General features: G+C 36.5%; 23 protein-coding genes, 1 tRNA gene and 1 other RNA gene. 15 read left to right on the top strand and 10 right to left on the bottom strand.

The window, feature by feature from the left end; genetic code table 11:
• Positions 1-13: 13 nt before the first annotated feature.
• Complete coding sequence (gene tkt, locus PSE83_RS09925; protein ID WP_272660833.1) at positions 14-2,008, bottom strand: transketolase; 1,995 nt, start codon at positions 2,006-2,008, stop codon at positions 14-16.
• A 1,718-nt stretch (positions 2,009-3,726) separates the two neighbouring features.
• Here tkt and PSE83_RS09920 point away from each other — a divergent pair.
• The 9 genes from PSE83_RS09920 to PSE83_RS09880 all read left to right on the top strand — a co-directional run bounded on the left by PSE83_RS09920 (position 3,727) and on the right by PSE83_RS09880 (position 13,025).
• Positions 3,727-4,032, top strand: coding sequence for a helix-turn-helix domain-containing protein (locus PSE83_RS09920; protein ID WP_004905391.1), 306 nt, complete (start codon positions 3,727-3,729; stop codon positions 4,030-4,032).
• Between the two features lie 97 nt (positions 4,033-4,129).
• Complete coding sequence (gene ecpA, locus PSE83_RS09915; protein ID WP_004905392.1) at positions 4,130-4,738, top strand: common pilus major fimbrillin subunit EcpA; 609 nt, start codon at positions 4,130-4,132, stop codon at positions 4,736-4,738.
• 94 nt (positions 4,739-4,832) lie between these two features.
• Entirely contained in the window at positions 4,833-5,516 is a 684-nt protein-coding gene (locus PSE83_RS09910) for a hypothetical protein (RefSeq protein ID WP_096864798.1), read from the top strand.
• A 19-nt stretch (positions 5,517-5,535) separates the two neighbouring features.
• Positions 5,536-8,031 carry a TcfC E-set like domain-containing protein gene (locus PSE83_RS09905; RefSeq protein WP_272660832.1) on the top strand — a complete coding sequence of 832 codons (2,496 nt, stop codon included), beginning with the start codon at positions 5,536-5,538 and terminating at the stop codon, positions 8,029-8,031.
• A 25-nt stretch (positions 8,032-8,056) separates the two neighbouring features.
• Positions 8,057-9,673 (top strand): fimbrial protein, encoded by a 1,617-nt coding sequence (locus PSE83_RS09900; RefSeq protein WP_096864796.1) that lies wholly within the window; start codon positions 8,057-8,059, stop codon positions 9,671-9,673.
• Positions 9,674-9,767: 94 nt separating this feature from the next.
• Positions 9,768-10,445, top strand: coding sequence for a fimbrial protein (locus tag PSE83_RS09895; protein ID WP_136135582.1), 678 nt, complete (start codon positions 9,768-9,770; stop codon positions 10,443-10,445).
• Positions 10,446-10,970: 525 nt separating this feature from the next.
• Entirely contained in the window at positions 10,971-11,696 is a 726-nt protein-coding gene (locus tag PSE83_RS09890) for a winged helix-turn-helix domain-containing protein (RefSeq protein WP_164564619.1), read from the top strand.
• Complete coding sequence (locus tag PSE83_RS09885; protein WP_004905400.1) at positions 11,689-12,183, top strand: FidL-like protein; 495 nt, start codon at positions 11,689-11,691, stop codon at positions 12,181-12,183. Before PSE83_RS09890 ends, PSE83_RS09885 begins: the two co-directional genes overlap by 8 nt.
• A 560-nt stretch (positions 12,184-12,743) precedes the next feature.
• A complete protein-coding gene (locus tag PSE83_RS09880) occupies positions 12,744-13,025 on the top strand; it encodes a helix-turn-helix domain-containing protein (protein ID WP_004905402.1) in 282 nt (93 codons plus the stop codon).
• Positions 13,026-13,298: 273 nt separating this feature from the next.
• On the opposite strand, the gene PSE83_RS09875 is transcribed toward PSE83_RS09880, so the two are convergent.
• Positions 13,299-13,375, bottom strand: a tRNA-Asp gene (locus PSE83_RS09875).
• 153 nt (positions 13,376-13,528) lie between these two features.
• Positions 13,529-14,290 (bottom strand): DNA polymerase III subunit epsilon, encoded by a 762-nt coding sequence (dnaQ, locus tag PSE83_RS09870; protein ID WP_094962150.1) that lies wholly within the window; start codon positions 14,288-14,290, stop codon positions 13,529-13,531.
• 54 nt (positions 14,291-14,344) lie between these two features.
• Here dnaQ and rnhA point away from each other — a divergent pair, with 54 nt between their 5' ends.
• Entirely contained in the window at positions 14,345-14,815 is a 471-nt protein-coding gene (gene rnhA / locus PSE83_RS09865) for a ribonuclease HI (protein ID WP_004905405.1), read from the top strand.
• On the opposite strand, the gene PSE83_RS09860 is transcribed toward rnhA, so the two are convergent.
• Positions 14,812-15,546, bottom strand: coding sequence for a class I SAM-dependent methyltransferase (locus PSE83_RS09860; protein WP_272660831.1), 735 nt, complete (start codon positions 15,544-15,546; stop codon positions 14,812-14,814). The two genes, rnhA and PSE83_RS09860, sit on opposite strands and share 4 nt — an antisense overlap.
• Positions 15,547-15,586: 40 nt before the next feature.
• Here PSE83_RS09860 and gloB point away from each other — a divergent pair, with 40 nt between their 5' ends.
• From gloB to PSE83_RS09840, 4 genes are all read left to right on the top strand, one after another.
• Positions 15,587-16,342, top strand: coding sequence for a hydroxyacylglutathione hydrolase (gloB, locus tag PSE83_RS09855; RefSeq protein ID WP_004905408.1), 756 nt, complete (start codon positions 15,587-15,589; stop codon positions 16,340-16,342).
• Between the two features lie 81 nt (positions 16,343-16,423).
• Positions 16,424-17,794, top strand: a complete 1,371-nt coding sequence (mltD, locus tag PSE83_RS09850; protein ID WP_110592389.1) for a murein transglycosylase D — start codon at positions 16,424-16,426, stop codon at positions 17,792-17,794.
• A gap of 523 nt (positions 17,795-18,317) precedes the next feature.
• The gene (gene tomB, locus PSE83_RS09845) at positions 18,318-18,686 is read left to right on the top strand and encodes an Hha toxicity modulator TomB (protein ID WP_004905413.1); all 369 of its coding nucleotides are present in this window, start codon (positions 18,318-18,320) and stop codon (positions 18,684-18,686) included.
• Between the two features lie 74 nt (positions 18,687-18,760).
• Positions 18,761-18,964 (top strand): HHA domain-containing protein, encoded by a 204-nt coding sequence (locus PSE83_RS09840; RefSeq protein WP_004905417.1) that lies wholly within the window; start codon positions 18,761-18,763, stop codon positions 18,962-18,964.
• A 345-nt stretch (positions 18,965-19,309) separates the two neighbouring features.
• On the opposite strand, the gene ffs is transcribed toward PSE83_RS09840, so the two are convergent.
• Both ffs and PSE83_RS09830 read right to left on the bottom strand, forming a co-directional pair.
• Positions 19,310-19,406, bottom strand: an RNA gene (gene ffs / locus PSE83_RS09835) — signal recognition particle sRNA small type.
• A 141-nt stretch (positions 19,407-19,547) separates the two neighbouring features.
• Positions 19,548-20,006 carry a YbaY family lipoprotein gene (locus PSE83_RS09830; protein ID WP_004905418.1) on the bottom strand — a complete coding sequence of 153 codons (459 nt, stop codon included), beginning with the start codon at positions 20,004-20,006 and terminating at the stop codon, positions 19,548-19,550.
• A 238-nt stretch (positions 20,007-20,244) separates the two neighbouring features.
• Between PSE83_RS09830 and tesB the strand changes: the two genes are divergently transcribed.
• A complete protein-coding gene (gene tesB / locus PSE83_RS09825; RefSeq protein ID WP_036958583.1) occupies positions 20,245-21,114 on the top strand; it encodes an acyl-CoA thioesterase II in 870 nt (289 codons plus the stop codon).
• 138 nt (positions 21,115-21,252) lie between these two features.
• On the opposite strand, the gene amtB is transcribed toward tesB, so the two are convergent.
• From amtB to PSE83_RS09805, 4 genes are all read right to left on the bottom strand, one after another.
• Entirely contained in the window at positions 21,253-22,539 is a 1,287-nt protein-coding gene (amtB, locus tag PSE83_RS09820; RefSeq protein ID WP_096864791.1) for an ammonium transporter AmtB, read from the bottom strand.
• Between the two features lie 10 nt (positions 22,540-22,549).
• Complete coding sequence (glnK, locus tag PSE83_RS09815) at positions 22,550-22,888, bottom strand: P-II family nitrogen regulator (RefSeq protein ID WP_004905421.1); 339 nt, start codon at positions 22,886-22,888, stop codon at positions 22,550-22,552.
• Positions 22,889-23,060: 172 nt separating this feature from the next.
• Positions 23,061-24,845 carry a SmdB family multidrug efflux ABC transporter permease/ATP-binding protein gene (locus PSE83_RS09810; protein ID WP_004905423.1) on the bottom strand — a complete coding sequence of 595 codons (1,785 nt, stop codon included), beginning with the start codon at positions 24,843-24,845 and terminating at the stop codon, positions 23,061-23,063.
• Complete coding sequence (locus tag PSE83_RS09805; protein WP_164564616.1) at positions 24,842-26,587, bottom strand: SmdA family multidrug ABC transporter permease/ATP-binding protein; 1,746 nt, start codon at positions 26,585-26,587, stop codon at positions 24,842-24,844. The genes PSE83_RS09810 and PSE83_RS09805 overlap by 4 nt, the downstream gene beginning before the upstream one ends.
• Positions 26,588-26,607: the final 20 nt, after the last annotated feature.

Genomic DNA, 26,607 nt, shown 5'->3' with positions numbered 1-26,607 from the left:
ATTCCTTCTTATTTTATTTCAGTAAAGATTTAGCAGCTTCAACCGCTTTCTCTACTGTAATACCGAATTCTTTAAACAGAACTTCGGCTGGAGCAGATTCACCAAAGGTATGCATACCGATGATGGCACCGTTTAAACCAGTGTACTTGAACCAGTAATCTGCAATACCCGCTTCGATAGCAACACGTGCTGTCACATTGGCAGGTAAAACAGCTTCGCGGTATGCCGCATCTTGTTTATCAAATGTATCAGTTGATGGCATAGAAACAACACGGACCTTACGGCCTTCTGATGTTAATTGCTCAGCCGCTTTAACGGCCAGTTCCACTTCAGAACCTGTAGCAATAAAGATTAACTCAGGCGTGCCTGCGCAATCTTTCAGAATGTAAGCCCCTTTCTCAATATTGGCTAATTGCTCAGTAGTACGAGGTTGTTGCTCTAAATTTTGACGAGAGAAGATTAATGCGCTTGGGCCATCTTTACGTTCGATAGCATATTTCCACGCCACAGCAGATTCAACTTGGTCACAAGGGCGCCATGTGCTGACATTTGGTGTCACACGCAGACTTGCCAGTTGCTCAACCGGTTGGTGAGTTGGGCCATCTTCACCCAGACCAATAGAGTCGTGAGTATAAACAAAGATGCTACGCACTTTCATCAGTGCTGCCATACGAACCGCATTACGTGCGTATTCAACGAACATCAGGAATGTCGCACCGTAAGGAATGAAACCACCATGTAACGCGATACCGTTCATGATAGCTGACATACCAAATTCACGAACACCGTAGTGAATGTAGTTGCCCGCTGGGTCTACGTTCAGTGCTTTGGAGCCTGACCACATGGTTAAGTTACTTGGCGCTAAGTCCGCAGAACCGCCCATAAATTCAGGTAATACTTTACCAAATGCTTCTAATGCATTTTGTGATGCTTTACGGCTTGCGATATTCGCTGGGTTTTGTTGCAGATTTTCAACAAATTGTTTTGCATCCGCGTCAAAGTTAGCAGGTAATTCACCATTCATACGACGAGTGAATTCCGCAGCTAGTTCAGGGAATTGCGCTGCATACGCGGCGAATTTTTTATCCCATGCGCTTTGTTTTTCTTTACCTGCAGTACGAGCATCCCAAGCTTCATAGATATCTTTAGGAATTTCGAATGGGCCGTAGCTCCAACCCAGAGCTTCACGAGTTGCTGCAATTTCAGCATCACCTAAAGGCGCACCGTGAACAGACTCAGAACCCGCTTTGTTTGGTGAACCAAAACCAATGATAGTTTTACACATAATCAGTGTTGGTTTATCAGTTTGGCTTTTCGCTTCATTCACTGCCGCGTTGATCTGTGATGCATCATGGCCGTCGATATCACGGATAACATGCCAACCGTAAGATTCGAAACGTGCAGCGGTATCGTCAGTAAACCAACCTTCAACTTCACCATCAATAGAGATACCGTTGTCATCATAGAATGCGATCAGTTTATTTAATTTCAGTGTACCCGCTAAAGAACACGCTTCGTGCGAGATACCTTCCATCATACAACCATCACCCATGAACACATAAGTGTGGTGGTCAACAACATCATGATTAGGGCGGTTAAATTGCGCTGCTAATGTACGTTCTGCAATCGCAAAACCCACTGCATTTGCAATGCCTTGACCTAAAGGACCGGTTGTTGTTTCAACACCTGGAGTATAGCCATATTCTGGGTGGCCCGGTGTTTTAGAATGTAATTGGCGGAAGTTTTTTAACTCTTCAATAGATAAGTCATAACCAGTGAGGTGCAGTAAGCTATAAATCAACATTGAGCCATGGCCGTTTGACAGTACAAAACGGTCACGATCTGCCCAGTGAGGGTCTGCTGGGTTATGATTCATATGGTCACGCCACAGTACTTCAGCGATATCAGCCATGCCCATTGGCGCGCCAGGATGCCCTGATTTTGCTTTTTGAACCGCATCCATACTTAGAAAGCGGATAGCATTAGCAAGGGTTTTACGAGTCGTCATCAGTATACTCCAGGTAGGATAAAAACGTACTTAAACCAATTTTTACAACGCAATACGGATAGTGCTACTTTAATTTCGCTGCAACATGAAAGTATCAATTTACCGAGGTATCGCCATCGGTCTCCTTATCTAAGGAGCCACAACACATCGACAACAAACTGAGCATTTCACGAATAGAGCGATTGAAAGTAACCCAATTCTACCCATACCGCAATATTTGCTATGTTCATGGCAGCAGATCGCTAATAAATTGAACTGCCGCAAAGCTGAATCCATTCCATTGCGCAAAATATCCCTTAATGCTTACATTTTTGCGCAAGTGACTAACCTTATTAAACCTGAGTTCAGTGTCTGGGATCAAGGTGATTTATGCATCTAGCGCATTTAGCTGCCACATTAGTGATAATTGGCAAAGTTTTAGACAAAAAAAAGCCTCAATATGCCCGAATATTTTTGTTTAGATTAAGTCAAATACCCAACCCTTCCAATGATTAGAAATAAATAGAAGTAACATGAATTGAAAAAACAGTAGCAATAAATATTACTGGCTAATCGCAGTTGCCTATAGCCTATAGAATGGTCTATCTCCACACCTAACAAGGAGAAAATAAGAATCGTTCAAAATAATCTAGATAAGCTATTCTGCAAAGCTTATCTAGATTGCTCATCATATATAGATAGTGCGTGCACTTCTAACAACCAACGTTTTTACAACAGAAATTCCTATACAGATCACAGTTCTTATATGTATAGTTTTGAATAAAAGTGGCTTTCAAAAGCCCGCAGTGCAATCTTAATTAGCGGCTAGGTAAATCGGTATATCTAACTTATTAAGTAATAATTAGCGAATCTCTAAGTGAAGAATTGCTTTTAGAACAAACGTGTATAGTATTAGGCACTGCAAAACCTATATTCATTTAGTGACCTAATTACAAAGAGGAAGCTTTCCCATTATTATTTCTATAGCACACGACATCCACAGATAAAGACATCATAATTGATATTGCTGAAATTAAAATAAGGGGCACTAGAGAACGTAGTAACCTATCGCTGATTCTATTTTCACTGGTAAAATACCTGATGAGACTATAGAAAATAAATTGGCCTGTAAGACGAAATTTCAGGTCTAAGCCCCATGTGCCACAATAGGGTCATGATATTAAAAAGTTGATACTATAGTATCAACCTACTAGACACTGATGTCATATCATATATCTAGTTAGCAAAGTGTAATTTTAACATCATACACATTAAACTAGTTAGTTGAGTTATTAATAAATAAGAGGGCTAAAAACACATTACAAATTATAATTTTACCAATATAACTGGTTTCCTGCCTTTATTCTAAATTCTTCCCACCCTTTAATTGTAATAAATTGTAACTTTCAATGTAGATTCTTTATGCTTCTTAATTAAATATACATTTGTTAACAACTATAATAATTTTACGCTTATTTGGTGTATTTTTTTATTGATCTCCCTAATTTCAACACTATTAAGTGTATTTTTAACCAATTAAACTGGTGAGAAGATATTTTTTAATTAGATAATGCTAAAAAAAACAGAGTTAATAGAAAAAACCTATTAAAAGTAAATCTTTAATAGAAATCCTGCCATTTACTCTTTTTTTAATGTATTTATTATAACACTCAATTAAGCAAGCGAGTGAGCTAACGAATATCATATAAATAGATCTATTAATATTAGAGGCTGAAAAAATGAAAGCTAATATAATTAGTAGTCATGTAGGAAATTATTTACGAAAATCACGCAAAGAAAAAAACATGACAGGAAAACAGTTGGCAGAATTAATTAATATTAGCCAACAACAGGTATCTCGCTATGAAACTGGTAGCAGTTCATTATCGCTAGATCAATTAAATGAAATATTAACCGTTTTAGACAAAAGATGGATTGAAATGATTTACTATATTGATTGTTTCTCTGAAGAAAATAAAAGAAACAATATAAATTTAAGTAAAAAAACAATCGAAATATTACTAAATAGCATGAAAGACATTTAAATATTCTATTTTAAATTCAATAAAACCATATCAATATGTAAAAATTAAATAACTAATTTTACTATTGTTTTCTATCAATATAAAAAGAGAGATTAGTATGTTAAATAAAAAAATGGCTTCTGTATTGTTATCAACAATTATCGCAGCTTCTTTTGCTACAGCTGCAAATGCAGATACACGTACCGCTCAAGCAACAGCAACATGGCAAGCGACTGCAATTAAAGACACGACAAGTATGTTAGTTGTAACTCCATTAAGAAGTTTAACTTTTAATTATGCCGAAGGCCAAAAAAGCTTTAACCAACAGAATGGAGCATTTGATATCGCTATTCAAGGCCAAGCTGGTGCAACAGATTTTAAATTAGCGTCAAAAATTATTGCTAATACATTAGCAAGAACAACTGACGATTCTAAATTAACTGTTGGGGTTAAATGGAATGGCGAAGATTTGACTAAAAATAATGATTTAGTATTAATTGATACATCAACCGGTTTAACTTCTGGTTTAGACAATTTAGCGGCTGATGGCATCTATAATGGCTCTGAGCGTGCAGCAGATCGCGGTGAATTCACCTTTGTTATTGCTGGCGCTGAAGCTGATGGTGCAGCGACTGACTTTAAAGCACTGACTGATGGTACATGGGATGGTGATGTGAAAGTTCAATTTACTGCAACTTGGGACGGTGATTTCACGCCAGCTCCTTAATTCAATATCCCCTTATTAGATAACTAAATATTACGATAAAGATACTATAGGGAAATAATATCTTTATCGTCATTCATTTTTGAAATTTACGATTATGAAAAAGATAACATTAGCATTAATTTTATTATCATGGTTACCATTAAAAAGCAGTTTTGCTGTCAACGTGGGAAATATTACTGAAATAATATCATCGAATGAAGACACCTTATCTAAAGAAATTGAAAACACAGTAGATACAGCAAGATTGGTAAATTTAACGATAGAAAAAATAGATTCACCACTTGATACTGGAAAAGTAATTACAGTTACTGATCCTAATGAAATATTATCAACACCCGCTAATTTAATTCTTCCAGGCCATGCAAAAGATATATTTAAGATAATTTATCAAGGCCCAAAAGATAATAAAGAACGTTACTATCGATTAAATTGGAAAGATGATCCTATTGGCGAGAGTGGTGTTACACAAAGTGCGAAATCGGCATCAGCAACAACATCAGCAACAATTAGCACAATTCTTGTTGTCGCACCAAGAATTGAAAACTTTAATTATAAATATACTAATGCCCAAGTTTCAAATACTGGAAATAGCACCTTCCGTGTAGTGGCTTCAGGCCCTTGTTTAGCAGAAAAACAAAAATATGGAGTGGATGGTATTTGTCGCGAGCGTTATTACCTCATGCCAAACTTAGCCGTCAAATTACAATTTGTCGATGTCACAAATAAAAAATCAAGCGTAGGTATTTGGCACAAAGGAGAGTTCATTGTTGTCAAATAATTAAGAATGGACTTAAATTATGCGTAAGAGTGCTATTGCTTTATCAATATTAAGTATTATTTTTTCGAATACAATTAATGCCAATGAAATGAAAAGCATTAAGATCGGTGGATATATTATTCCTCCTGCATTTGTTAGTGCATTGGAAGAAGGAATGTCTGTACCTGTTTTTTTACGACTAAATGATGATGCAGCAACCAATCAGAGCGAAAGTAAAATTGCAGATGCAGTTATTGTAATCGATCATGGTAATATTAAATTATCAAGTATTCATCTCATTGAAAATGAGCAAGGTGCGAAATTAAATAATTTACTAGTTGATAAACTTGAAGAAAAAAAGGATGCCATTTTTAATGAAAGTAATGGTATTATTATTGATAATAATGCAACCCTTCAATTAAACATTTCTTCTTTTAATTTATCATTAGATGTTGATAAAGCTGCTTTTTCGCCAAAAGAACATGCGCGGCAATCTGTACTAGGAAATTCTTCAGTTAATTCATTTTCAGCGGTAGCTAACTATGATTTAGGGGTATTCCAGAGCCGTGTTAAAGATTCAAAAGATACATCCAGCAGCTATTTCAATTTAGATACATTATTCGCAGCTGCGGAACATCACTTTAATGTAAATGCATCAGCATATAGCATTGGAAAATCTAATTCTAATGTTGAGCTGTATCGTGCAATGTATGAGCGTGATTTCAACGGATTTCGTTTTGCACTTGGGCTCATGAGTACGTGGAATTTACAGTCTATTGCCAGCTTAACTACCCTTAGCAGCAGTAAAATTTATGCGGCATCAATAGGAAACAATTCCTCAAGTATGGTGACAAATAAGCAGCAATCACTTACACCGATTTATGCTTTTTTAAATAGCCCAGGCGAAGTACGCATTTATCGACAAGGTAAATTATTAAATATTCAAAATTTTCCAATGGGTAATTTTGAAGTTGATACCAGTGTACTACCCTATGGTATTTACGACGTCACTATTGAGACGGTTATCGATGGCAAAATTGTCACAACACAGCACCAAACAATTAATAAATCCTTCGGTGCGATAACAGGCGGTTTTGATAAACTCAATTGGGAAATTTATGGTGGTTATATTGACTTTGACAAGCGCCATTATGTAAGAAATGAAGGCTCAACGAGCCAAACTCCGAGTAAAAGCCATTTAATCGGAGCCTCTTTCGCTTATAACTTCCCAGTGTTGTCTGGCGTGCGTTTTCAAATGTCAAATTATGGGTTTGATAAATTTGTTGTACAAGAAACGAGTATTAACGCGGCTTTAAATAACTATATCTCAGTTAACTGGCAAGGGATGCTAGAAAACCATGGTAGTTATCGGAACATTGCGACTCTTTCTATCAATATACCTGAAGGTTACGGTTCTTTATGGGCATCTAAAGAAAAAACTGTAGTGAGCGGTGATTTACCACTTTATGATGCTGACAGTTATTCTTATGGCGGAACCATTAATTTTGACAAAATAATTGATAGAACTGGGTCACTGACTATTAGTAATACTAAAGATCGCCGTATTGGCAGTGATTCAATTAACTATGAATATGCGAATACATTATTCTCTGGCCGTTATGGAACCGTGGGGCTAAGAGCAGGTGTACAGCGTTATCATTATGATAATCAAAATAGTACCAACGAAAAATATATTAACCTCGATTTTTCCTTACCTTTATCAACATGGTTGAGTACGGGTGTTTCCTCAACAAATGGTAATGTGAAAGCAAATATTTATGCGAATAAAAATTTTGAAAATTCAGTGATTACCAATGCAGGGGTTTCTGTCTCCAAATTAGTCCGAGATAAAGATAATGGTGAATCCAATTTTTCAACATTAGGCTATGCTTCTTATGATACTAAATATAATTCAGGTACCGTAACGATTAATCGCCCCGATAATAACAGACTTAATGGCAATTTAACCTCTCGTGGCTCTGTGGCATATAGCAACGGCATGATCATGCCAAGTGGGCAGCAAGGTAAATCAGGCGTCATTATTAATTCCGATATAAAAGGTAGCGGCAGTATGGTCGCAAAAGTAAATGGGCAGAATTACCCAATTAGTGGAAAAAATACCTTTATTCCATTATCCCCTTATTCGGATTATGACATTCAACTAATGAATGACGGAAAATCAAAAGACAGTTTTGATATTGTTTCAGGGCGAAATAAATCCGTCACATTATACCCAGGAAACATTGCTCTTTATCAACCTGAGGTAAGGCAACTAGTCACGGTATTTGGTCGTCTGAAATCACCAAATGGTGAATATATAAAATATGCCTCAATTCGAAATCATATTGGTCGAACAAAAACGGACCAAAATGGTGAGTTTTCCATGGATGTTGACGTCCGATATCCAGTGATATCGTTATTACAAGATGATCAGCAAACAATTTGCGAAGCAGATTTAAACCTTCAAGGTGCACGTGGTGCATTGTGGGTCGGTGAGGTGACATGTGAACCTCAAGAAGCATTTGCTAAACGTTAATTATCACTTTAAAGGCTAATTTAATATGCGATTATTATCGATAACAGCACTTTTTATTTCATTTTCGGTTCTAATACCGAATTCGTTTTCTGCAACAGCACCATTACAAGAGTATGTCATTGTTGAAAACCAAGTTGATAACGAATTCTTTATTGTTGCTAATAGAGTTGACCCTCGCTTCTCGGGCTCAAATGTATTCACAAAATACCAGCGCAATAGCCAATATAGTTTAGGCTATATGGGATATACAGGAACACCTTTTAGCTCAACTTATAATACAGGTGATATCTGGTTAGAAAATTCTCCCGTAAGCCAACCTTTTATCGGGAATCGTTGCATGACAAATAACCGAAATTGCCCGGCAACGTCTTATTGGTCAGCTCAGCAGTTACGAGATAATGGTGCATATAAAATCCAACAAACAGGAACACCGGGTGAGTCTGGATATTCAAGACCGATATTTTCTGAATCTTTTTATCGCTGGTTAGCCGAAATACCACCAGGAACAGAATATACTTTTGATTTAAGAACCTGCACAAGCCGCGACGATTATGATTTAAGTAATACGACCTGTATGACGAGTGGAGGAAGAACGACAACACAACAACACTACATTCCAACCAATAAAAAAGGCAATATTATTCTAAAAGGAACGGGCGCCTTACAAGAAGTCTTTGTGGATAGCAATGGCAATCCAACTATTGGACTCGGTTCTAATTTTTGCTCGACAGGGATTGTTGGAAATACTTCTGGAATTATTTGTAAGTTGGTTGAATTAGAAACCCAAGGACAATCTATCGGCGGTACATTTACAGTTCGTATGTATATTGATAGTGCAAAGTTAGGTTTAGCTAGGGACCCCCGTGCTGCACTTATTCAATATAAAGGAAGTAACAGCACGCGCTGGACAAATTGGTCATCAACAACAAACATGTCAGAGATCTTTAATAATGGTTCACAAAATATTGAAGTTTTTCTCTCAAATGAATATTTAAAATCAATTGTTGACGCTTCACCTAATTCAACGGTCACACTTGCTGATAGTGTATATACTTTTGGTTTTCAATCACCACTTCCTCAATCTGGATTTTACGAATTTACACCTTCAAATTTCTTAATAATTAAGCCGAGAGATTATGGAATTAGCATTATTCCAGCAGATTTTAATCCAAACCAATCCAAAACAGGAAAAGTCGGCAATGATGAACCACCGATAGAATTTAATTATATCGTCACGACTAGCGGGCCAAGGCAAGCGGATTCTATTACAGCAAAAGTTGAAGGACCAAACACAACATTAAAAGGACAGTCATACTGCTTATTTACCTCGAGCGATAATAAACTTAATGTCCCTTTTTCCGCTTATCTTTCATTTAAAAATGAAAATGGTACTAAAGAATCACACCGAGCAAGTTGTGATAATAATGAAATTTCATTAAAAAATGCATTATGGTCTGAAACACCATGGGATAGACCTAATGAGGATTTAGGATCTTTTTATCGAACTAACTTAGATTTATCATTCCCAATGAATGACTCTGAATCATTTTTTACATTGGATGGTATTGATTGGTTAGGAACCGTTTCTGCAAGTGGCACAATAACTGTCAAAGCAATTTGGACCGGGCCCGATATTCAATAATATCTAATGACTACTTTTGGGGCTACTTGTAAAAGTTCAAGTGGCCCTTTTATTGAACCCCATCTACTCTTAAATTTTAGTTGGATTTTTTAATATGAAACCATTTTATTTACTTAAAATCCTATTATTGGTTTTGCTATCAGTGTCTTGCAATAATGCTATTGCTTTATATATCAATGCAGATATTTCTTCGATGGAGTCAGGGCAAGAGTTTTTTTCTAAGCCATACATCAACGACACAGATAAAACTAATTTATATAATTTTAGTGCCTACAAAATTGATAAACCAGGTAACCAAGAACATGGGGCACCTCTCCATAATGGCGAGATTATTTTTACTCCATTGAAGAAAATTTTATTACCTGGGGAACAAGAATTTTTTAAGATTTTTTATCGAGGAGAAGCCGATGAGACCGAGCGCTATTATAAGATTATCATTAGCGAAACCCCTCTTGATATGCGTAATGATGATGAACAAAAAAAGCGACCTTTATTTTATCCAACGGTTAGCCTAGAAACCTATTTTGTTGTGAGACCTAAAAAACCAGATTTTAAATATGAGCTTAATCCAATCACTAGTATTCTAAAAAATACGGGTAATACCTATTTTAGAGTACTCTTACATGAAAACTGTGATGCTAATGATGATTCCGAGCCTTATCTATTTTACTTATTACCTGGCCAAGAATCTAAAGATGAGCGTCTTAAAAAGAAAAGTCGTAAATATATTGTAATATTTGATAAATATTACCCAATTGGCAACTGCACCTAAAATCCAATCATATCAATTAATTAAAAAAACAAAATGACAAATTTGGCTATACTACTATTAAAATAAACATTGAATTATCTAATCATAATTCGACAGGTACTCTGTATCTATAATTACCTTAAAGCATTACAAATTCATAAAATTCAGTTCTAAAAAATCATTTCAGCCTATTAAAAATAGCAAATTAATTTAGGTTTCCATGACTTGAAATAGTGGTTAATACTGCTTTTTATCTGTATATAAAACATCAAAACAAAAAATGTCAGTTTCATTAATACAATACACTGAAATTTTTGTCATTACATATATAACCAATCGTTATAAACAAAAATTTATTTTCATATTTTCTTCTCAAAAAAAGAGTAGTATATTACACTGATATAATTACTTTAAAATCAATGACTATCATGTTAGCTAAAGTGAACAAACTAAGCACATATTTTAATAACTAAATAAGAGTCATGTATGATATATATACTGAACAACATAATAAAATATAATTCTGACTTAGGTGAAATATTTAGGGTGGACACAGAACTCAGTGTAATGAAATTAACACCCGTGTTGAATTATATTTTTATAATACTAATTCAGAATAATAAAACGACTATCACTCGTGAAGAGATACTAAAAAAAATACTAAATAAATATGACCTAAAAGTTTCGATAAACACCCTTAACCAATACATTAGTACATTAAGAAAAGTATTACATCAACAGCTTTTAGTTGAAAATGCAATTCTAAGCATATCAAAAAAAGGCCTTGTTATCTCTTCTGAAATTCAAATTGAAGAATCGATTGCCAAATTCAATAATAAAATAGAGAAAAGCCTAGTCCCCCCTCCCACTTCAAGCAATAAATCTAACAAATCACTATTACTTAGTGATAAAAATCATATTATTAAAAAAACATTATTGATAATTAGTGTTTTTTTACTTTTGGTGATTATTTACCTTATAAATCAAATTCATGCAATAAAATTTCCATATGCATCAATACAGTCATACAAAATTAGCACAATTGGAGATTGCCCTGTTTATGGGTTTAAAGATAACTATGAAAAAAATATGAGTGACACAATAAGTAAACAAGCAATTGATTTTAACTTAACCTGTGAAGATTCTGATGTTTTTTATTATTATAACAATATACAAAACTTAGGGAAAAACAAACATAGCTTATTAGTAAAATGCAAAAAAAATAAAGAATGCATTTCAACAAGAGTAAATTGGCAGGATAAAAATGACTAATAAAACACTATATTCATTGATACTATTATTTTCATTAATTATCGTTTTCTTGTTATTTAACTTAAATTTAGAAAAAAGTAAAACACAATATTGTGAAGCAACTGTTTCCTCTAATTTCATATTAGCTAATAATAAATCATCATATACACTAAATATGAAATTAGTAAAAAACAATGATAACAGTGGATATATTAAATTATTAGGAACAATTACAACTGATAAGACATATACTGTTAATCGAGTTGTTCATTTCAATCAATCATCAAGAAAGTATATAAAAGATTTAAAGTTAACCATAAGTTATGATAGAAAATCTTCAAATGACAATGTTCCTGATGATATATTCGAAAAATATTTCAAAGCATTCAATCTAAACTCAATTGCATATGTAGAAATTGATGAGATAACTTCTGATTGGTACCTTTTTTCCAGTTCGTTTGGCCCTTATTTTGTCTGTAGCAGGCAAGATAAATTAAATACAATTTAACACATAGCGTTCTACTTATAAAGTAGTTCGCTCAGGTAATCGCTAATATTACATCTCTGATTCCTATTAATCTTTTCATTTTTTCTCCAACTAAGTAGGCTTGATTATACTTTTACCTATAATTAAATTTATATGCTACCTACCGATAAGTACCAAATCAACCCTAAATAAATCACTATTTCAACTTAATCTATAAATACTTTTTTGTAATTTTATGTAAAAATATAAATACTTACTTTTATATGACTATAAATGCATTTTTTTCATTTATTGTCTATTATATTCTCACTTTTAAGCCAATCCCTAAGATTGACATAAGACATTGTTTTTATTGAATTATAAAAACCTATATTTTGATTCAATAGTCTATATTCATTATTTATACCTATATCAATAGACAGAAGCTATCAAATAAACTATTTTTGATTCATTAAAACAATTTCACATTGGTAACTAAAAAATATAATCTACTCCTCATAGAGAAAATCAAAAAATTTAAAGTAATGCCATCTTCAATAGCTAACTTTAAAATAATAAGTTCCTAATAGAGAGAATATGAAATGAAATATATCAATACTAAAGAATTGAATAAAAGTAATGACCTAGATATTGTTATGGCTACCGCAAAATACTTGAAATCCGCACGTATTGAAAAATCATTAACAGGAACAGAATTAGGAAAATTATTAAATTTGAGCCAACAACAAATATCAAGGTATGAGAATGGCCAATCTGCTATTTCTATTGATAGCCTTCATATATACCTTAAAGCATTAGGTAAAGATTGGTTAGATTATTTCAGATCTGTTATCTTAGTTAGAGTTCATGCGAATTACTATTAATACAATTATACAAAATTTAAACTTATAATTTCGATAAAGTCACAACAAAACCTAAGAATAGTTAATATGATTAAAAAGAATGTGAATTATTCGCATAAATCTATTATTTATAGATCTCATTATATCAAAAATTAACTCAAAGAAGTCATTAGAAGCAAAAAATGTATCATTCAACAAAAAAGTGATACAAAAAGAAAGGAACTCTTAATGCAGTTAAATACCGTCATGATAAAAAAAAACGCCACGCTAATAAATTAGCGTGGCGTTATAATTTGGCGGAACGGACGGGACTCGAACCCGCGACCCCCTGCGTGACAGGCAGGTATTCTAACCAACTGAACTACCGCTCCTGATGTTCCCTACTGGGAACGCCATGCATATTACGAATACTTAAGGACCCCGTCAACACTTTTTCTTGTTAAATCGCGCAGTTGAACAGTTTTTAGCCTTGAGAGGCTTTTCTATGCATTTTCCTAAGCAACCATTAATGATAACGCCAATCATTAGTGTAAATTTTCAGCCTCATCGGAAGATTGCCGCCAAAGGCAGGGTTTGCCACCCTTCTTATCAACAATATCCAGCCGGGCTTCATGAGCAATAAGCTCTTCATCGGAAGCAAAAATCACCCTAAGGCCAGTTTGGGGACGTTCAATTCTTTGAATTTCATACTCTTGCTCATTATTAGCCGATTCCGAATCCATCGAAAATGATAATGAAGTTTGCCCGCCTGTCATTGCCAAATAGACATCTGACAGAATCTCAGCATCGAGTAAAGCCCCGTGCAGTGTTCGCTTAGAGTTATCAATTAAATAGCGGTCACATAGCGCATCCAAGTTATTCCGTTTACCCGGGAAAAGTTTGCGAGCCAATACTAAGCTATCAGTGATGGTACAAAAATCTTGCGTGGGTGGAATTCCTTTATTAAGTTTACGGAATTCATAATCCATAAAACCGATATCAAAGGGCGCATTATGAATAACAAGCTCTGCACCTCGAATAAATTCAAGGAACTCATCCGCAATTTCTGCAAAAACAGGTTTATCTTGTAAAAATTCATCACTTATCCCATGCACTTCGAATGCTTCAGGATCCACTAAACGGTCAGGTTTAATGTACACATGAAAATTACGCCCTGTTAGTCGGCGGTTAATCACTTCAACCGCACCAATCTCTATAATGTTGTGCCCTTCATAATGAACACCGAGTTTATTCATACCGGTTGTTTCAGTATCAAGGACAATTTGTCTGGTTATCACCGTGCTCATAATGTTTTTTTGTGTCAAACTAGAGGGGAACGAATAATATAGAGTGTAACAGAAATGACAAAGCAGGTAGAAATTTTCACGGATGGTTCCTGTTTGGGCAATCCTGGCCCTGGTGGATATGGCGTTGTTTTACGCTACCAACAGCATGAAAAAACGTTGAGTGAAGGTTATTTTTTAACCACAAATAACCGAATGGAACTACTTGCGGCCATCAAAGCATTAGAATCGCTAACAAGACCTTGTGATATTATTTTAACCACTGATAGCCAGTACGTACGACAAGGAATAACACAATGGATCCACGGCTGGAAGCGTAAACAATGGCGAAAAGCGGATAAATCCCCTGTCGTTAATGTCGATTTATGGAAACGCCTCGATGATGCCATCCAACGACATACTATTGATTGGCGTTGGGTTAAAGGCCATGCTGGCCACCCCGAAAACGAGAAATGTGATGAATTAGCTCGAGCTGCGGCTTCAGCACCAACTAAAGAAGACACAGGTTACCAACCCGCACAAAACTAAGAAGGGTCGTTTATCTTCATTGATTTACTGATCTCCTTTGCTGTACCGAGTGCTGTTCCAATCTTAACTTTTGGTTGCTTAAATTTTAGTGGTGTCGGAGTTAGTGGGTAAGTCCGTTTCCGCGCCACAATCACGCTTAAAACACCAACACCCCCACAGCTTTTATTCACTCGTCTATTCGCCCCCAGCCAAGGGATTATTTGGCAATTGCGATGATACAAAACTTCATAATTTAATAAGCTGAGCCAATCAAATACCCTAACGGATGGAAAAAAACGGCTACAATAAGGCTGCCGTTTACGTAAAACAGGCACGAGTTTCGCCATTCCAAGAAGACTGAAAGGGTTAAAACCTGAAATAATTAACCAGCCATCGTCGATTAATATCCGGTCAACCTCCCGCAAGAGCCAATGAGGATCATGGCTATAAGCCAAACAGTGAGTCATTAGGCAGGCATCTATGGATTTTTGGGTTAATGGTAAAGCTTCGGGTTTGGCAACAAGGTTAAAACGCGGATCGCCGGTACCAACATTAAATTGGTGAGAGATAAGACAGCCTTCGGTCTGGATTTCAGTACTTAAATGACCTAACTTAAGCAGATGAAAGCCAAATATCTTTGGCCACCAAGGGCTAAGTTGATTTTCTATGGCTTGACGGTATTGTTCTCCAAAAGGAATGTCAGACCAACTAACAGGCATTTGAATTTTTTTATCAATACGCGCAGGCTTCATGAAATTCCCCTATTAACTATTAACAAGTATCGAGGTCATTATGGAGTTAATTCGAGTACCAGCTTTAAACGATAACTACATTTGGGTTTTAGCTGATAGCCACCAACAGTGTATCATCGTTGACCCTGCAGAGGCAGAGCCTGTGCTTGAAATAATTACAGCCAAGCGATTGACCCCAGTCGCAATCCTATTAACTCACCACCATAATGACCATACGGGTGGCGTAAAAGGGATTTTAAGCAAATTTACAACTCTTCCCGTTTTTGGCCCAAAAGAAACTCAATCTAAAGGAGCAACAGAAATAGTCGAAAATGGTGATAAAGTCATAATTGACGAGTTCAACCTACAGGTTATTTCATTATCAGGCCATACATCTGAGCATATTGGCTTTTACCAAGCACCTTATTTATTCTGTGGTGACACCCTATTCTCTGCGGGCTGTGGGCGGATATTTGAAGGAACGCCCGAGCAAATGTTTGAATCTATCCAAAAAATTGCAGCACTCCCTGATGAAACCTTAATTTGTTGTGCTCATGAATATACTTTATCTAATCTCAAATTTGCACACCATATATGGCCTGAAAATGAAGCGATTACACAATATTTACAAAAAATAACGCAAATACGTGACAAACATCAGCCAACAGTACCTACCACATTGAAAATAGAGAAAAAAATAAATATTTTTCTGCAATGTGACAACCCTCAACTACAGAAAAAACTCAATATTAATCTACAAAACCCACCTTTAAGAGCAATTTTTACCCTACTACGTCAATTAAAAGACCAATATTAAAGTTTAATGATTGTCATATCGGGGTGGGATAAGTATTATTGTTCGACTTTTAAACATTAAAATGAAGAACAATAGAAAAGAATGAAGATAATCGCGACGCTTATCGCCATTGTTCTGTTGGCCGGATGCCAAACTGCCCCGAAAAAAATTAAGCAGAACAAAACTCCTAGTAATCATACAATTGAAACTGTTGCATCACATAACCAAGCCGCCAGTAGACAATTACCTAAATCTGATTATGACCTATGGGGTTATATTAGTGATGAACTAAAAATGGATGTCCCTGATAAACCTCAAATTAGGGAGTTAGCAAATAGTTATTTAAATAAACAACGTTTTGTCTACGATGTGGCATTAAGAGCTGAGCCATACATGTACCTCATCGTAGACGAAATTAATGAGCGCAATTTACCAATGGAGTTAGCTTTAATTCCTATTATTGAAAGCTCGTTTAATCCTAAAGCAACTTCTCCAGCACAAGCTGCAGGCCTATGGCAAATCGTCCCTATCACGGCTCGCTCATATGGCCTAAAACAAACACAATGGGTTGATGAACGCAGAGATGTCGTTTCTTCAACTAAAGCGGCCTTCGATCTTCTCGAAAACTTAAATGTTATGTTCGGCCATGACTGGGAGCTCACTCTAGCTGCCTATAACTGTGGTGAAGGCTGTGTACAAAATGCTATCAAGAAAAATGAGGCTGCCGGGTTACCAACTGATTTCTGGTCACTCTCTTTACCGAAAGAAACCAAACAATATGTACCAAAAATCTTAGCGCTTAGCCAAGTATTAAAAAATCCTGAAAGGTATCAAGTTAATTTGCCAACAAGTAATAAAAATAGAGCACTCACTCAAATTGATGTTGGCCAACAAATCACGTTATCTCAAGCTGCTGAGTTGGCTGGGTTAACAGTTGAATCGGTAAAAACATATAATTCTGGTTACACTCGCGGTATAACATCACCAAGTGGCCCTCATTATATTATGCTACCTACTGCTAAAGCCGAACAATTCAAAACATCTCTTTCAGACCAAGACGTTTTAAACACGATTCGCTTAGCTGCACAACAAAATCAGCAGATTAAAACAGCGCAACCTACTGCAATTTCTAGCGCACGCCAAAATCGAGCTAAAATAGCAACATATAAAGTACGCAAAGGTGAATCCGTCGCAAGTATTGCAAAAAAATTCAATACTACTGCGAAAGATATTCAAAAGCTAAATGGATTAAAAACCGCAAGCGTCATCAAACCTGGGCAAGTATTAAAAGTTGCTAGCCCAGCGTCTACAGCAAGTAGCCGTAAGGCAAAAACCTATAAGGTAAGAAAAGGCGATTCCTACTATAGCATTGCTAAGCGTCACGGCATAAAGCTCAATGATTTAATGACTTGGAATTCAGGTGTTAAAATGGCCGACCTGAAACCAGGGGTGACCTTAAACCTCTACCTTTAAGTTAATCTCAGCAAAAAAGCTTTTGTCTATTTCAGATAAAAGCTTTTTTATTTTGAATTCTCTTATTAGTAAAAATTAATTATTTGAATGAATTAAATAGGATAATAATTTTTATAACATCTTTTGTATAAACGTTTCATATTCGCTGTACTAGAATAACCGATGGTTAAACTATAGTTTAAATACTTCATAAAATTGAGTTTAAACAGAACATACGTAACTCAAACCTCAACTACTCACTAATAAATTAGAAAAAAGTCGTTTATTGGTGGTGACATATGTGGTAATAATGCTATTATTATATCGCGGCTAGTTTAGTCCGAGCAGCCAGTCCGTATTCGAACATCGCTTATGTATTATATTAATAATTTTCGAAAGTTTAACGAACTAGCAATAATCTTATATTTTTCAATATACTAACATGCAAACTTTTATATTGAACATAGGTGCTTTAATTAGTTAACATGACATTATTGATAAAAAATACACACAGCAAAAGTCAGATTCGCCTGCGGAGGTGATTATGGATGAATACTCACCCAAAAGACATGATATAGCAGAACTAAAATACTTATGTAATAGTCTCAATAGAGACGCTATTTTAAGCTTACAAAAAACAAATACACACTGGATTAATGATTTAAGCTCCCCGCAAAGCGCAGCCTTGAATGAACTCATTGAACATATCGCTGCATTTGTATGGCGGTTTAAAATCAAATACCCAAAAGAAAATCTTGTTATATCACTTATCGAAGAATACCTCGATGAGACCTATGATTTATTTGGCAGCCCAGTTATCACACTTAGTGAAATTATAGACTGGGAAGCAATGAATCACAGCCTTGTCGCTGTGCTGGATGATGACCTAAAGTGCCTAACCAGCAAAACTTAAAGGTATTATTTACCTTTAGTTCAGACTATAAAACCGTATATTAATAAGTAATTTTGCATAAAAGAAAGGGTATTATGACCAAATCTGATTATCTGATGCGTTTAAGAAAATGCACCACAATTGAAACACTTGAGCGTGTCATTGAAAAAAATAAGTATGAATTATCTGATGATGAGCTAGAGCTATTCTATTCAGCAGCAGATCACCGCTTAGCTGAACTCACAATGAATAAGCTTTATGATAAAATCCCAGCGTCTGTTTGGAAGTTTGTTAGATAATATCTTATTAACACGCACAGATAGTGAATGGTTATAGCCGGTAAATCCACTTATCGGCTGAACGCAATGTATTTGTCATTTTATTATTGGCATAATTATTATGCTAATAGGATTTTCTTACTTTAAATTTTAGCCTGCCAACTTTTTCTTATCACAATACTCAACAATTAATGTTGTATTCTTAACTTTTCTTTTTAACTTTTGAATTCATTTAAACCTTAAAGTTTAATTTACATTTATAAAAATAAAAAAGAATAAACAGAAAAAACAATTAAAAATTATATTTATAATAAATTGGAATAGGGAGATTGATATACAAGGAAAGGTCTTAGAATTGGGTGGGAGCCCTGCCAGCGACATCCCGGCACACACGACCCCTGCTATGGCTGCTTCCTTCCGGACCTGACCAAGTTAACAAGTTAGCGTTGCGGGAGAACCAACAGAGCCCCCATTGATTGCTTCTTTCAAAGCAGGGGCATTATGCTTGATAGTCATTGAAATAGCAAGAAACCCATGGCTAAGTGGCGATTTATCACACAAACACCTATAAAAATAGAGACTCAACTAAGAGCCGGTACATTGGCTAATTCGCAGAGACCATCAATAATTCAACATTTTTTGTAATACCGTTGTTGATAACCTCTACAACACTATCACTGATATACAATAGTTTTCCGTTTGCGCTTATAGTTGCATTCACAACTAGCGTACCTTCTTGCCTAACTTCACTTTTTTGGTAAGTTAGTTCAAAAGGAATAGTCGGCCGATTGTTCACCGAATTATAATATTTTTGAGATAATATTAGAGCAGGTAAGTCCGCAACTGTTGTATCTGCCAAAGTGATTGTAACAACCGCACCTTCGGGTAAAACAGTATCCTGTAAGATTACCACACGGCCCTCAATTTTCCCTGAATCTACCGTCTGGTTATTATTGCTATTTTTAGCATTAAGTGTTTTTTCACTGGGCTTTGTGCTATTCCCTTCACAGCCAACCAACGTTAAAAGCACTAATAAGCTAACAATGTAGCGAAAAAACTTCATAGTTATTACCTATAATACAATGTTTACTAAAACATTTTTAAATAATCGGAATAGACAAATCATTTTCTGACAAGGAATGATAAAAAGTATAACTAATATTGGTAGAATAATACATTTATATTTCTAAATGTAACAATACGTAACCCCAATTTATTCGATAGCAATTAATCTACCTATTCAGGGTAAATAATGGGAAAATACCTGTATCTCATTTACATATAACAGAACTAAGATGACTATGAGCCCAGAATTACAGAATTTAATTAGCCTAATTGAACTCGAAAAAATTGAAGAAGGGATTTTTCGAGGACAAAGTGAAGACCTTGGATTGCCTCAAGTTTTTGGCGGGCAGGTTGTTGGGCAAGCCATGTATGCTGCGAAACAAACCATACCTGAAGAAAGAGCGATTAATTCTTTTCATAGTTATTTTTTGCGCCCCGGTGACAGCTCTCGTCCTATTGTTTATGACGTTGAAATTTTGCGCGACGGTGGAAGTTTTAGTGCACGCCGAGTAAGTGCCATTCAAAATGGCAAGCCTATCTTCTTTATGACCGCATCATTTCAATCTCAAGAAGAAGGTTATAGCCATCAAAACTTAATGCCGGATGTGCCACCACCGACAAAATTAATTTCTCAAGATGATATTGTTCAAAGTTTGGCTGATAAATTACCGGAAGCAGTTAAAAAATACGCTCTTAGGCCAACTCCCTTTGAGTTTCGCCCTGTTGAGTTTTACAGCCCATTCGATTCCGCCCCTCAAGAACCATTTCGCTATATTTGGTTCAAAGCAAAAGGGCAGCTACCTGACCTACCTTCACTTCATCACTATTTATTAGGTTATGCTTCTGATTACAATTTCCTTCCAGCCGCATTACAACCGCATGGTAGAGGCTTTATGGAACGCGACTTACAGGTTGCAACGATTGACCATTCAATGTGGTTCCATCGTCCATTTAAAATTGATGATTGGTTACTGTATGCCGTAGAAAGCCCTTCAGCATCAGGAGGGAGGGGTTTTGTGAAAGGACAAATCTATAATTTACAAGGTGATCTTGTTGCAACGGCTGTCCAAGAGGGCGTAATCCGCCATAGGCAACCTCAAAAATAGAAGGGACTTCAAGTAAGTGATTACTTACTTAGAAAAATAAAATTGTCAGTTTAAAAAGGTAATGGCAGCCAGCAATAAGCTGCCATTATCAATTTACATAAAACACAGTATTATCCTGTCATTATCATTACATTAAGGTTAATTGTAGGCACTTTCACCATGAGAAGTAATATCTAAACCTTCCCTTTCTTTTTCAACATTAATGCGTAAGCCAGACGTTTTCGCTGCGATTTTAAATGCAATATAAGCAACAATTGCAGTCCAAACAACACAAACTAGAATACTAATAGCTTGAATTCCCACTTGTTTCATCATCGTAATACCTTCTGCATAGCCACTTCCACCTAATGCAGTTGAGGTGAACACCCCCGTTAGTAAACAACCTAAAATTCCGCAGACACCATGAACCCCAAAAACATCGCACACATCATCAACTTTTAACCGGCGTTTTAAAATCACAACCCCCCATAAACCCGCTAGCCCAGAAAGCAGCCCGATGATTAATGCCCCGCCGACACCCACAGTGCCCGCCGCTGGCGTAACACCGACTAATCCGGCCAAGCACCCAGAGCAAGCACCTAATAATGAAGGTTTTTCCCTGAAAATCCACTCTGCTAAAGTCCATGATAAAATAGCGCCAGCCGCCGCTGCAATAGTGTTCACAAACGCTAAGGCTGCAATACTATTTGCACTTCCTGCCGAACCTGCATTGAAACCAAACCAGCCAATAAATAATATAGAGGTTCCCATAAATACCATAGGTAAGTTATGAGGTTTAATGGCTTCTTTCCCTAATCCGGTACGATGTCCAAGTAAGTAAGCACCAACTAAACCTGCAACAGCCGCATTAATATGAACAACCGTCCCCCCTGCAAAATCTAGTGCACCATCTTGGGATAAAATACCGCCGCCCCATACCATGTGTGCCATTGGTAAATAAGCAAATGTAGTCCAGATAACGGTAAATATTAAAATTGCAGAAAATTTAATGCGCTCCCCTAGTGCACCTATCACTAATGCAACTGTTAAGCATGCAAATGCACCTTGGAATACAACGTGAATAAATTGAGGGATCGGCCCAGATAAGCTATCTACAGTGATGTTTTTCAACATAATCTGACTAAAACCACCTATAAAATCATTCCCCTCACTAAAAGCTAAACTGTATCCATAAACAATCCAAATAACAGACACTAAAGCGAAAATAACCGCAGTTTGAGCCATTAAAGAAAGAACATTTTTACTTCTCAGTAACCCACCATAAAATAATGCGATACCTGGCAGTATCATAAAAATAACTAAAGCAGTCGCTATCATCATAAATGCGTTATCAGCTTTATCTAGGGTTTCCTCTGCTGCAAACACGGTTATTGGAAAACCACCCATTGATATCAATAAAAATAAGTATTGGAACCCTTTGCTCATATTTGCTCTCCTACAGTGCTTCGTCTTGTTTTTCACCTGTACGAATACGTACTGCTTGCTCTAATGACAAAATAAATATTTTTCCATCCCCGACTTGGCCCGTATAAGCTTTTTTTTCAATTGTTTCAATCACCTGCTCTACCAACTCATCAGAAACCGCTATTTCCATACGTACTTTAGGTAAAAAATCGACGGTATATTCAGCTCCTCTATATAATTCGGCATGTCCTTTTTGCCGCCCAAACCCTCGAACTTCAGTAATCGTAAGCCCTTGAACCCCAATATCTGATAGTGCCTCTCGAACTTCATCTAATTTAAATGGCTTAATGATCGCGATGATATATTTCATGTTCACTCCTATAAGTCATATGAATAAGCTGCTTAATACTTCGGACAGCACTGACTTTATAGCAAACCGTGTGCCAAAATATATTTATCCATAAAATTCAATAGGAAAGAACAAAATAAAAAACCACTCGAATGAGTGGTTTTAAGGTATGCATTATAAGAGTGCAGAATAATTAACTAGGTATAGCCTCAATTTCAGCATCACTATGGGCATTTAATGATTCTCCAACTTGCTGCAACTGGTACATTTGATAATAACGTCCTTTTTGTTGCAAAAGCTGTAAATGTTTACCTTGCTCAACAATTGCACCACGATGTAACACAACGACTTGGTCAGCGTCGACAATTGTCGATAAACGGTGGGCGATCACAACTAACGTAGTATGTTGGCGGATCACTCTTAGCGCTTTTTGTATCGCTTGCTCTGTCCCTGAGTCAATATTCGCGGTTGCTTCATCCAAAATTAAAATTTTAGGTGTCACCACAAGAACTCGGGCCATCGCTAATAACTGTCTTTGCCCTACAGACAAGGTATTTCCCTGTTCACCAAGCACGGTATCTAGTCCATCAGGTAAACCACGAACCAACCCAGCAAGCTGAACAGTTTCAAGAACTTCCCAAACTTTGTCTTGGCTAATCTCACGTCCTAATGCGACGTTGTCAAAAAAAGAAGCAGCGAGGACAACAGGGTCTTGTTGTACCATTGCAATACCATTACGTAATACTTGGTGGGATAGTGAACTCAAATTACGTCCATCTAATAAAATATCTCCCTCCTGCCACGGGTAATACCCCATAATTAAATTTGCTATGGTACTTTTACCGCTGCCTGTATGACCGACTAATGCAACGAAGTTATTATCAGGCACTTGTAAATTAATATCTTTAAGTACCATTTTGTTATCACGGTAAGCGAAAGATAAATGGTTAATTGAGATTGAACCCCCTTGTAATGGCTCAATACTTTCACCATAACCTTGCTGCGGACTATCCATTAATTCAAATACACGCTCACCAGAAACAACAGCTTGTTGAAGCATTGATTGCTGAGAAGTTAACTCAATAAGCGGCTCATTCAAGCGACCTAAATAGTTAATAAATGCATATAAGACACCAACACCAATGGTAGTCGTTCCTTCGAACCCAAATAGCAATAGCAAGCCACACAATACTGAAGCTGAAAGTAAACTTAGTAATGGCCTTAATAGTAAGCCATCAAGTTTTAATGCTTTCATTCTTGCAAAATAATGGTCTTGGCTAATACTTTGCATTTTTTCGCCAAACCTAGCCTGTTGGATAAATTGCTGAATAACTGTCATTCCATTAATGACTTCGTTAAAACCGTTATTAATATCTGCAAGATAAGATCTCACACGGCGCACAATGGGCGTACTTAAACGCTGATAAACAAGCATTACCACAAATACTGCAGGAAAAATCATCACTGCAATTGATGCCATACGCCATTCCAATGAAAACATAGCAACTAACATGGCACAAATCAGGGCTAAACTACGAAATACTGTCGGCACAACCATCACAAATAGATCTTTAATAACTTCAGTATCATTTGTAACTCGTGAAATTAATTGGCCAACAGGTTGCTTATCGAATGCACTTAGGGGCTGTCGAAGGGCTGCATTCATCACATCTGTACGTAATGTTTGCACTACCCCCACAGAGGCTTTATTAAATAAAATAATTTGATAGTAATGTAATAACGCTGCAATAACTTGGAGCAATATAAAACCAACTGCCATATATAAAGCAAGTGGCATGATGATTTGTTTTTTCGCTATCATGTTATCAATAAAATAGCTGATTAGCAGAGGCCCACTAACTTCTGCAATAGCGGCTAACCATAGCATTGCAATGGCAATACCCATGGTTCCTCGGTATGCTTTTCCATAACCAAGCAAACGCTTGAGTGCTGGCCATAGCGGTTTCTTTTGGCTCATAGCTCACCATCCAGAGCAGCTTCAATCTGTTGATACTGATACATATCTTTATACCAACCCGATTGCTCAATAAGCGCTTCATGTTTACCTCGACTAACAATAGCACCTTGAGATAACACAATAATATTGTCTGCCTCTACCAATGCAGATAGACGATGGGCGCTAATTATCATAGTCCTACCCTGCCGCCAATGGCTTAAATTTTGTAAAATTGTAAACTCGGTCTGCCCATCAACAGCAGAAAGCGCATCATCTAACACCAAGATTTCTGCATTTTGCAAGATGGCCCTTGCAATAGAAATTCGTTGTTTCTGCCCGCCAGATAACATGACACCGCGCTCACCAACCTGAGTGGAATAGCCTTCAGGTAAACGTAAAATATCATCATGTACACAAGCTATACGCGCAGCCTGTTCAATTTCATCTTGAGTGGCATTAGGCCGCCCAAGCGCGATATTGCCAGCAACTGTATCTGAAAATAAAAATGGGGACTGATTTACGATAGATAACCGAGCACGCCATTCATCTAAACGGATTTCGGGTAGTGATAAGCCTTGATAGCAAACCGCCCCTTTCGTCACATCAAATTGACGCTGTAATAACGTCAACAACGTTGATTTTCCAGACCCCGTCGGTCCACAAAGCCCCAAAAATTGTCCAGGTTTTAAATCAAACTTAATATCATGTAATGCTATTCGCTTAGTTTCTGGATAACTAAAGTTGATAATATTCACATTCAAGTTTCCCTTTTCAGGCTGTAATGAATGCGAACCATCCTGAATGACTAACGGTTCATTGAGTAAACTTAGAATACGGCTATAAGCCGCACTACCTCGTTCAACGATATTAAACATCCAAGCAAGCGCTAACATCGGCCAAATCATTAACCCTAGATACATTACAAAGCTCGTTAATTCACCTAACGTCAATGTATCGTTTAATACCATCCAGCTTCCACCTGCAATAGCGAGTAAATTTGCCATACCAATCGCCATAAAAATGGTGGGGTCAAAACGCGCATCAACTTTAGCAACATGCATATTGCGACGCCCTGCCTCAGTAGCAACCTGTTCAAATTGATTTGATTGATGATCTTCAAGGCCAAAAGCTTTAATCATACGAATACTTGTTAAACTTTCTTGCGCATGATTATTTAAAGACGAAAATGCCCCTTGAGCATGCTTGAAACGCTGATGAAGCTGGTCTCCATACCGTTTAATGATTAATGCCATAATTGGCATTGGAATAAGTGCTAGTAAAGTAAGCTGCCAACTAATTTCAACACTCATCATGATGAGCACCGCACACCCCATCACCAATGAGTCAACTAATGTTAAAACACCTTCACCAGCTGCGAACACGACTCGGTCAACATCATTCGTTGTACGTGCAATTAGGTCTCCCGTTCGATACTTATGGTAAAACGCTTGATTCTGCAGACTTAATTGCCGATAAAACTTTTGTCGTAGCTGTACAGCTAACTTATAAGAAGCACCAAATAACCATAAACGCCAAATATACCGCAACCCATACACAACCAATGCAATCAACAGCATGATTAAAACATAAGTGATTAATTGCTTTGTCGGCATTGCTCCTTTACTTATTCCATCAACGACAACACCAACAATGCGTGGAGGAACTAATTGTAAAATAGCAATGATAATTAAAAAGCAAACAGCGCCGAGATAGCGCCGCCATTCACTCAAAAAATACCAACCTAGTTGTGAAAATAATCGCACGTAATACTGCCTTGAATATA

Source organism: Providencia sp. PROV150, from assembly GCF_028481025.1.
Taxonomy (GTDB): domain Bacteria; phylum Pseudomonadota; class Gammaproteobacteria; order Enterobacterales; family Enterobacteriaceae; genus Providencia; species Providencia hangzhouensis.
The sequence above is the reverse complement of the archived record's forward strand: the minus strand, read 5'-3'. Positions and strand labels throughout refer to the sequence as shown.

Coding starts and splice junctions, on each gene's coding strand:
- tkt (WP_272660833.1), bottom strand. CDS start 2,008: ATGACGACTCGTAAAACCCTTGCTAATGCTATCCGCTTTCTAAGTATG.
- PSE83_RS09920 (WP_004905391.1), top strand. CDS start 3,727: ATGAAAGCTAATATAATTAGTAGTCATGTAGGAAATTATTTACGAAAA.
- ecpA (WP_004905392.1), top strand. CDS start 4,130: ATGTTAAATAAAAAAATGGCTTCTGTATTGTTATCAACAATTATCGCA.
- PSE83_RS09910 (WP_096864798.1), top strand. CDS start 4,833: ATGAAAAAGATAACATTAGCATTAATTTTATTATCATGGTTACCATTA.
- PSE83_RS09905 (WP_272660832.1), top strand. CDS start 5,536: ATGCGTAAGAGTGCTATTGCTTTATCAATATTAAGTATTATTTTTTCG.
- PSE83_RS09900 (WP_096864796.1), top strand. CDS start 8,057: ATGCGATTATTATCGATAACAGCACTTTTTATTTCATTTTCGGTTCTA.
- PSE83_RS09895 (WP_136135582.1), top strand. CDS start 9,768: ATGAAACCATTTTATTTACTTAAAATCCTATTATTGGTTTTGCTATCA.
- PSE83_RS09885 (WP_004905400.1), top strand. CDS start 11,689: ATGACTAATAAAACACTATATTCATTGATACTATTATTTTCATTAATT.
- PSE83_RS09880 (WP_004905402.1), top strand. CDS start 12,744: ATGAAATATATCAATACTAAAGAATTGAATAAAAGTAATGACCTAGAT.
- dnaQ (WP_094962150.1), bottom strand. CDS start 14,290: ATGAGCACGGTGATAACCAGACAAATTGTCCTTGATACTGAAACAACC.
- rnhA (WP_004905405.1), top strand. CDS start 14,345: ATGACAAAGCAGGTAGAAATTTTCACGGATGGTTCCTGTTTGGGCAAT.
- PSE83_RS09860 (WP_272660831.1), bottom strand. CDS start 15,546: ATGAAGCCTGCGCGTATTGATAAAAAAATTCAAATGCCTGTTAGTTGG.
- gloB (WP_004905408.1), top strand. CDS start 15,587: ATGGAGTTAATTCGAGTACCAGCTTTAAACGATAACTACATTTGGGTT.
- mltD (WP_110592389.1), top strand. CDS start 16,424: ATGAAGATAATCGCGACGCTTATCGCCATTGTTCTGTTGGCCGGATGC.
- tomB (WP_004905413.1), top strand. CDS start 18,318: ATGGATGAATACTCACCCAAAAGACATGATATAGCAGAACTAAAATAC.
- PSE83_RS09840 (WP_004905417.1), top strand. CDS start 18,761: ATGACCAAATCTGATTATCTGATGCGTTTAAGAAAATGCACCACAATT.
- PSE83_RS09830 (WP_004905418.1), bottom strand. CDS start 20,006: ATGAAGTTTTTTCGCTACATTGTTAGCTTATTAGTGCTTTTAACGTTG.
- tesB (WP_036958583.1), top strand. CDS start 20,245: ATGAGCCCAGAATTACAGAATTTAATTAGCCTAATTGAACTCGAAAAA.
- amtB (WP_096864791.1), bottom strand. CDS start 22,539: ATGAGCAAAGGGTTCCAATACTTATTTTTATTGATATCAATGGGTGGT.
- glnK (WP_004905421.1), bottom strand. CDS start 22,888: ATGAAATATATCATCGCGATCATTAAGCCATTTAAATTAGATGAAGTT.
- PSE83_RS09810 (WP_004905423.1), bottom strand. CDS start 24,845: ATGAGCCAAAAGAAACCGCTATGGCCAGCACTCAAGCGTTTGCTTGGT.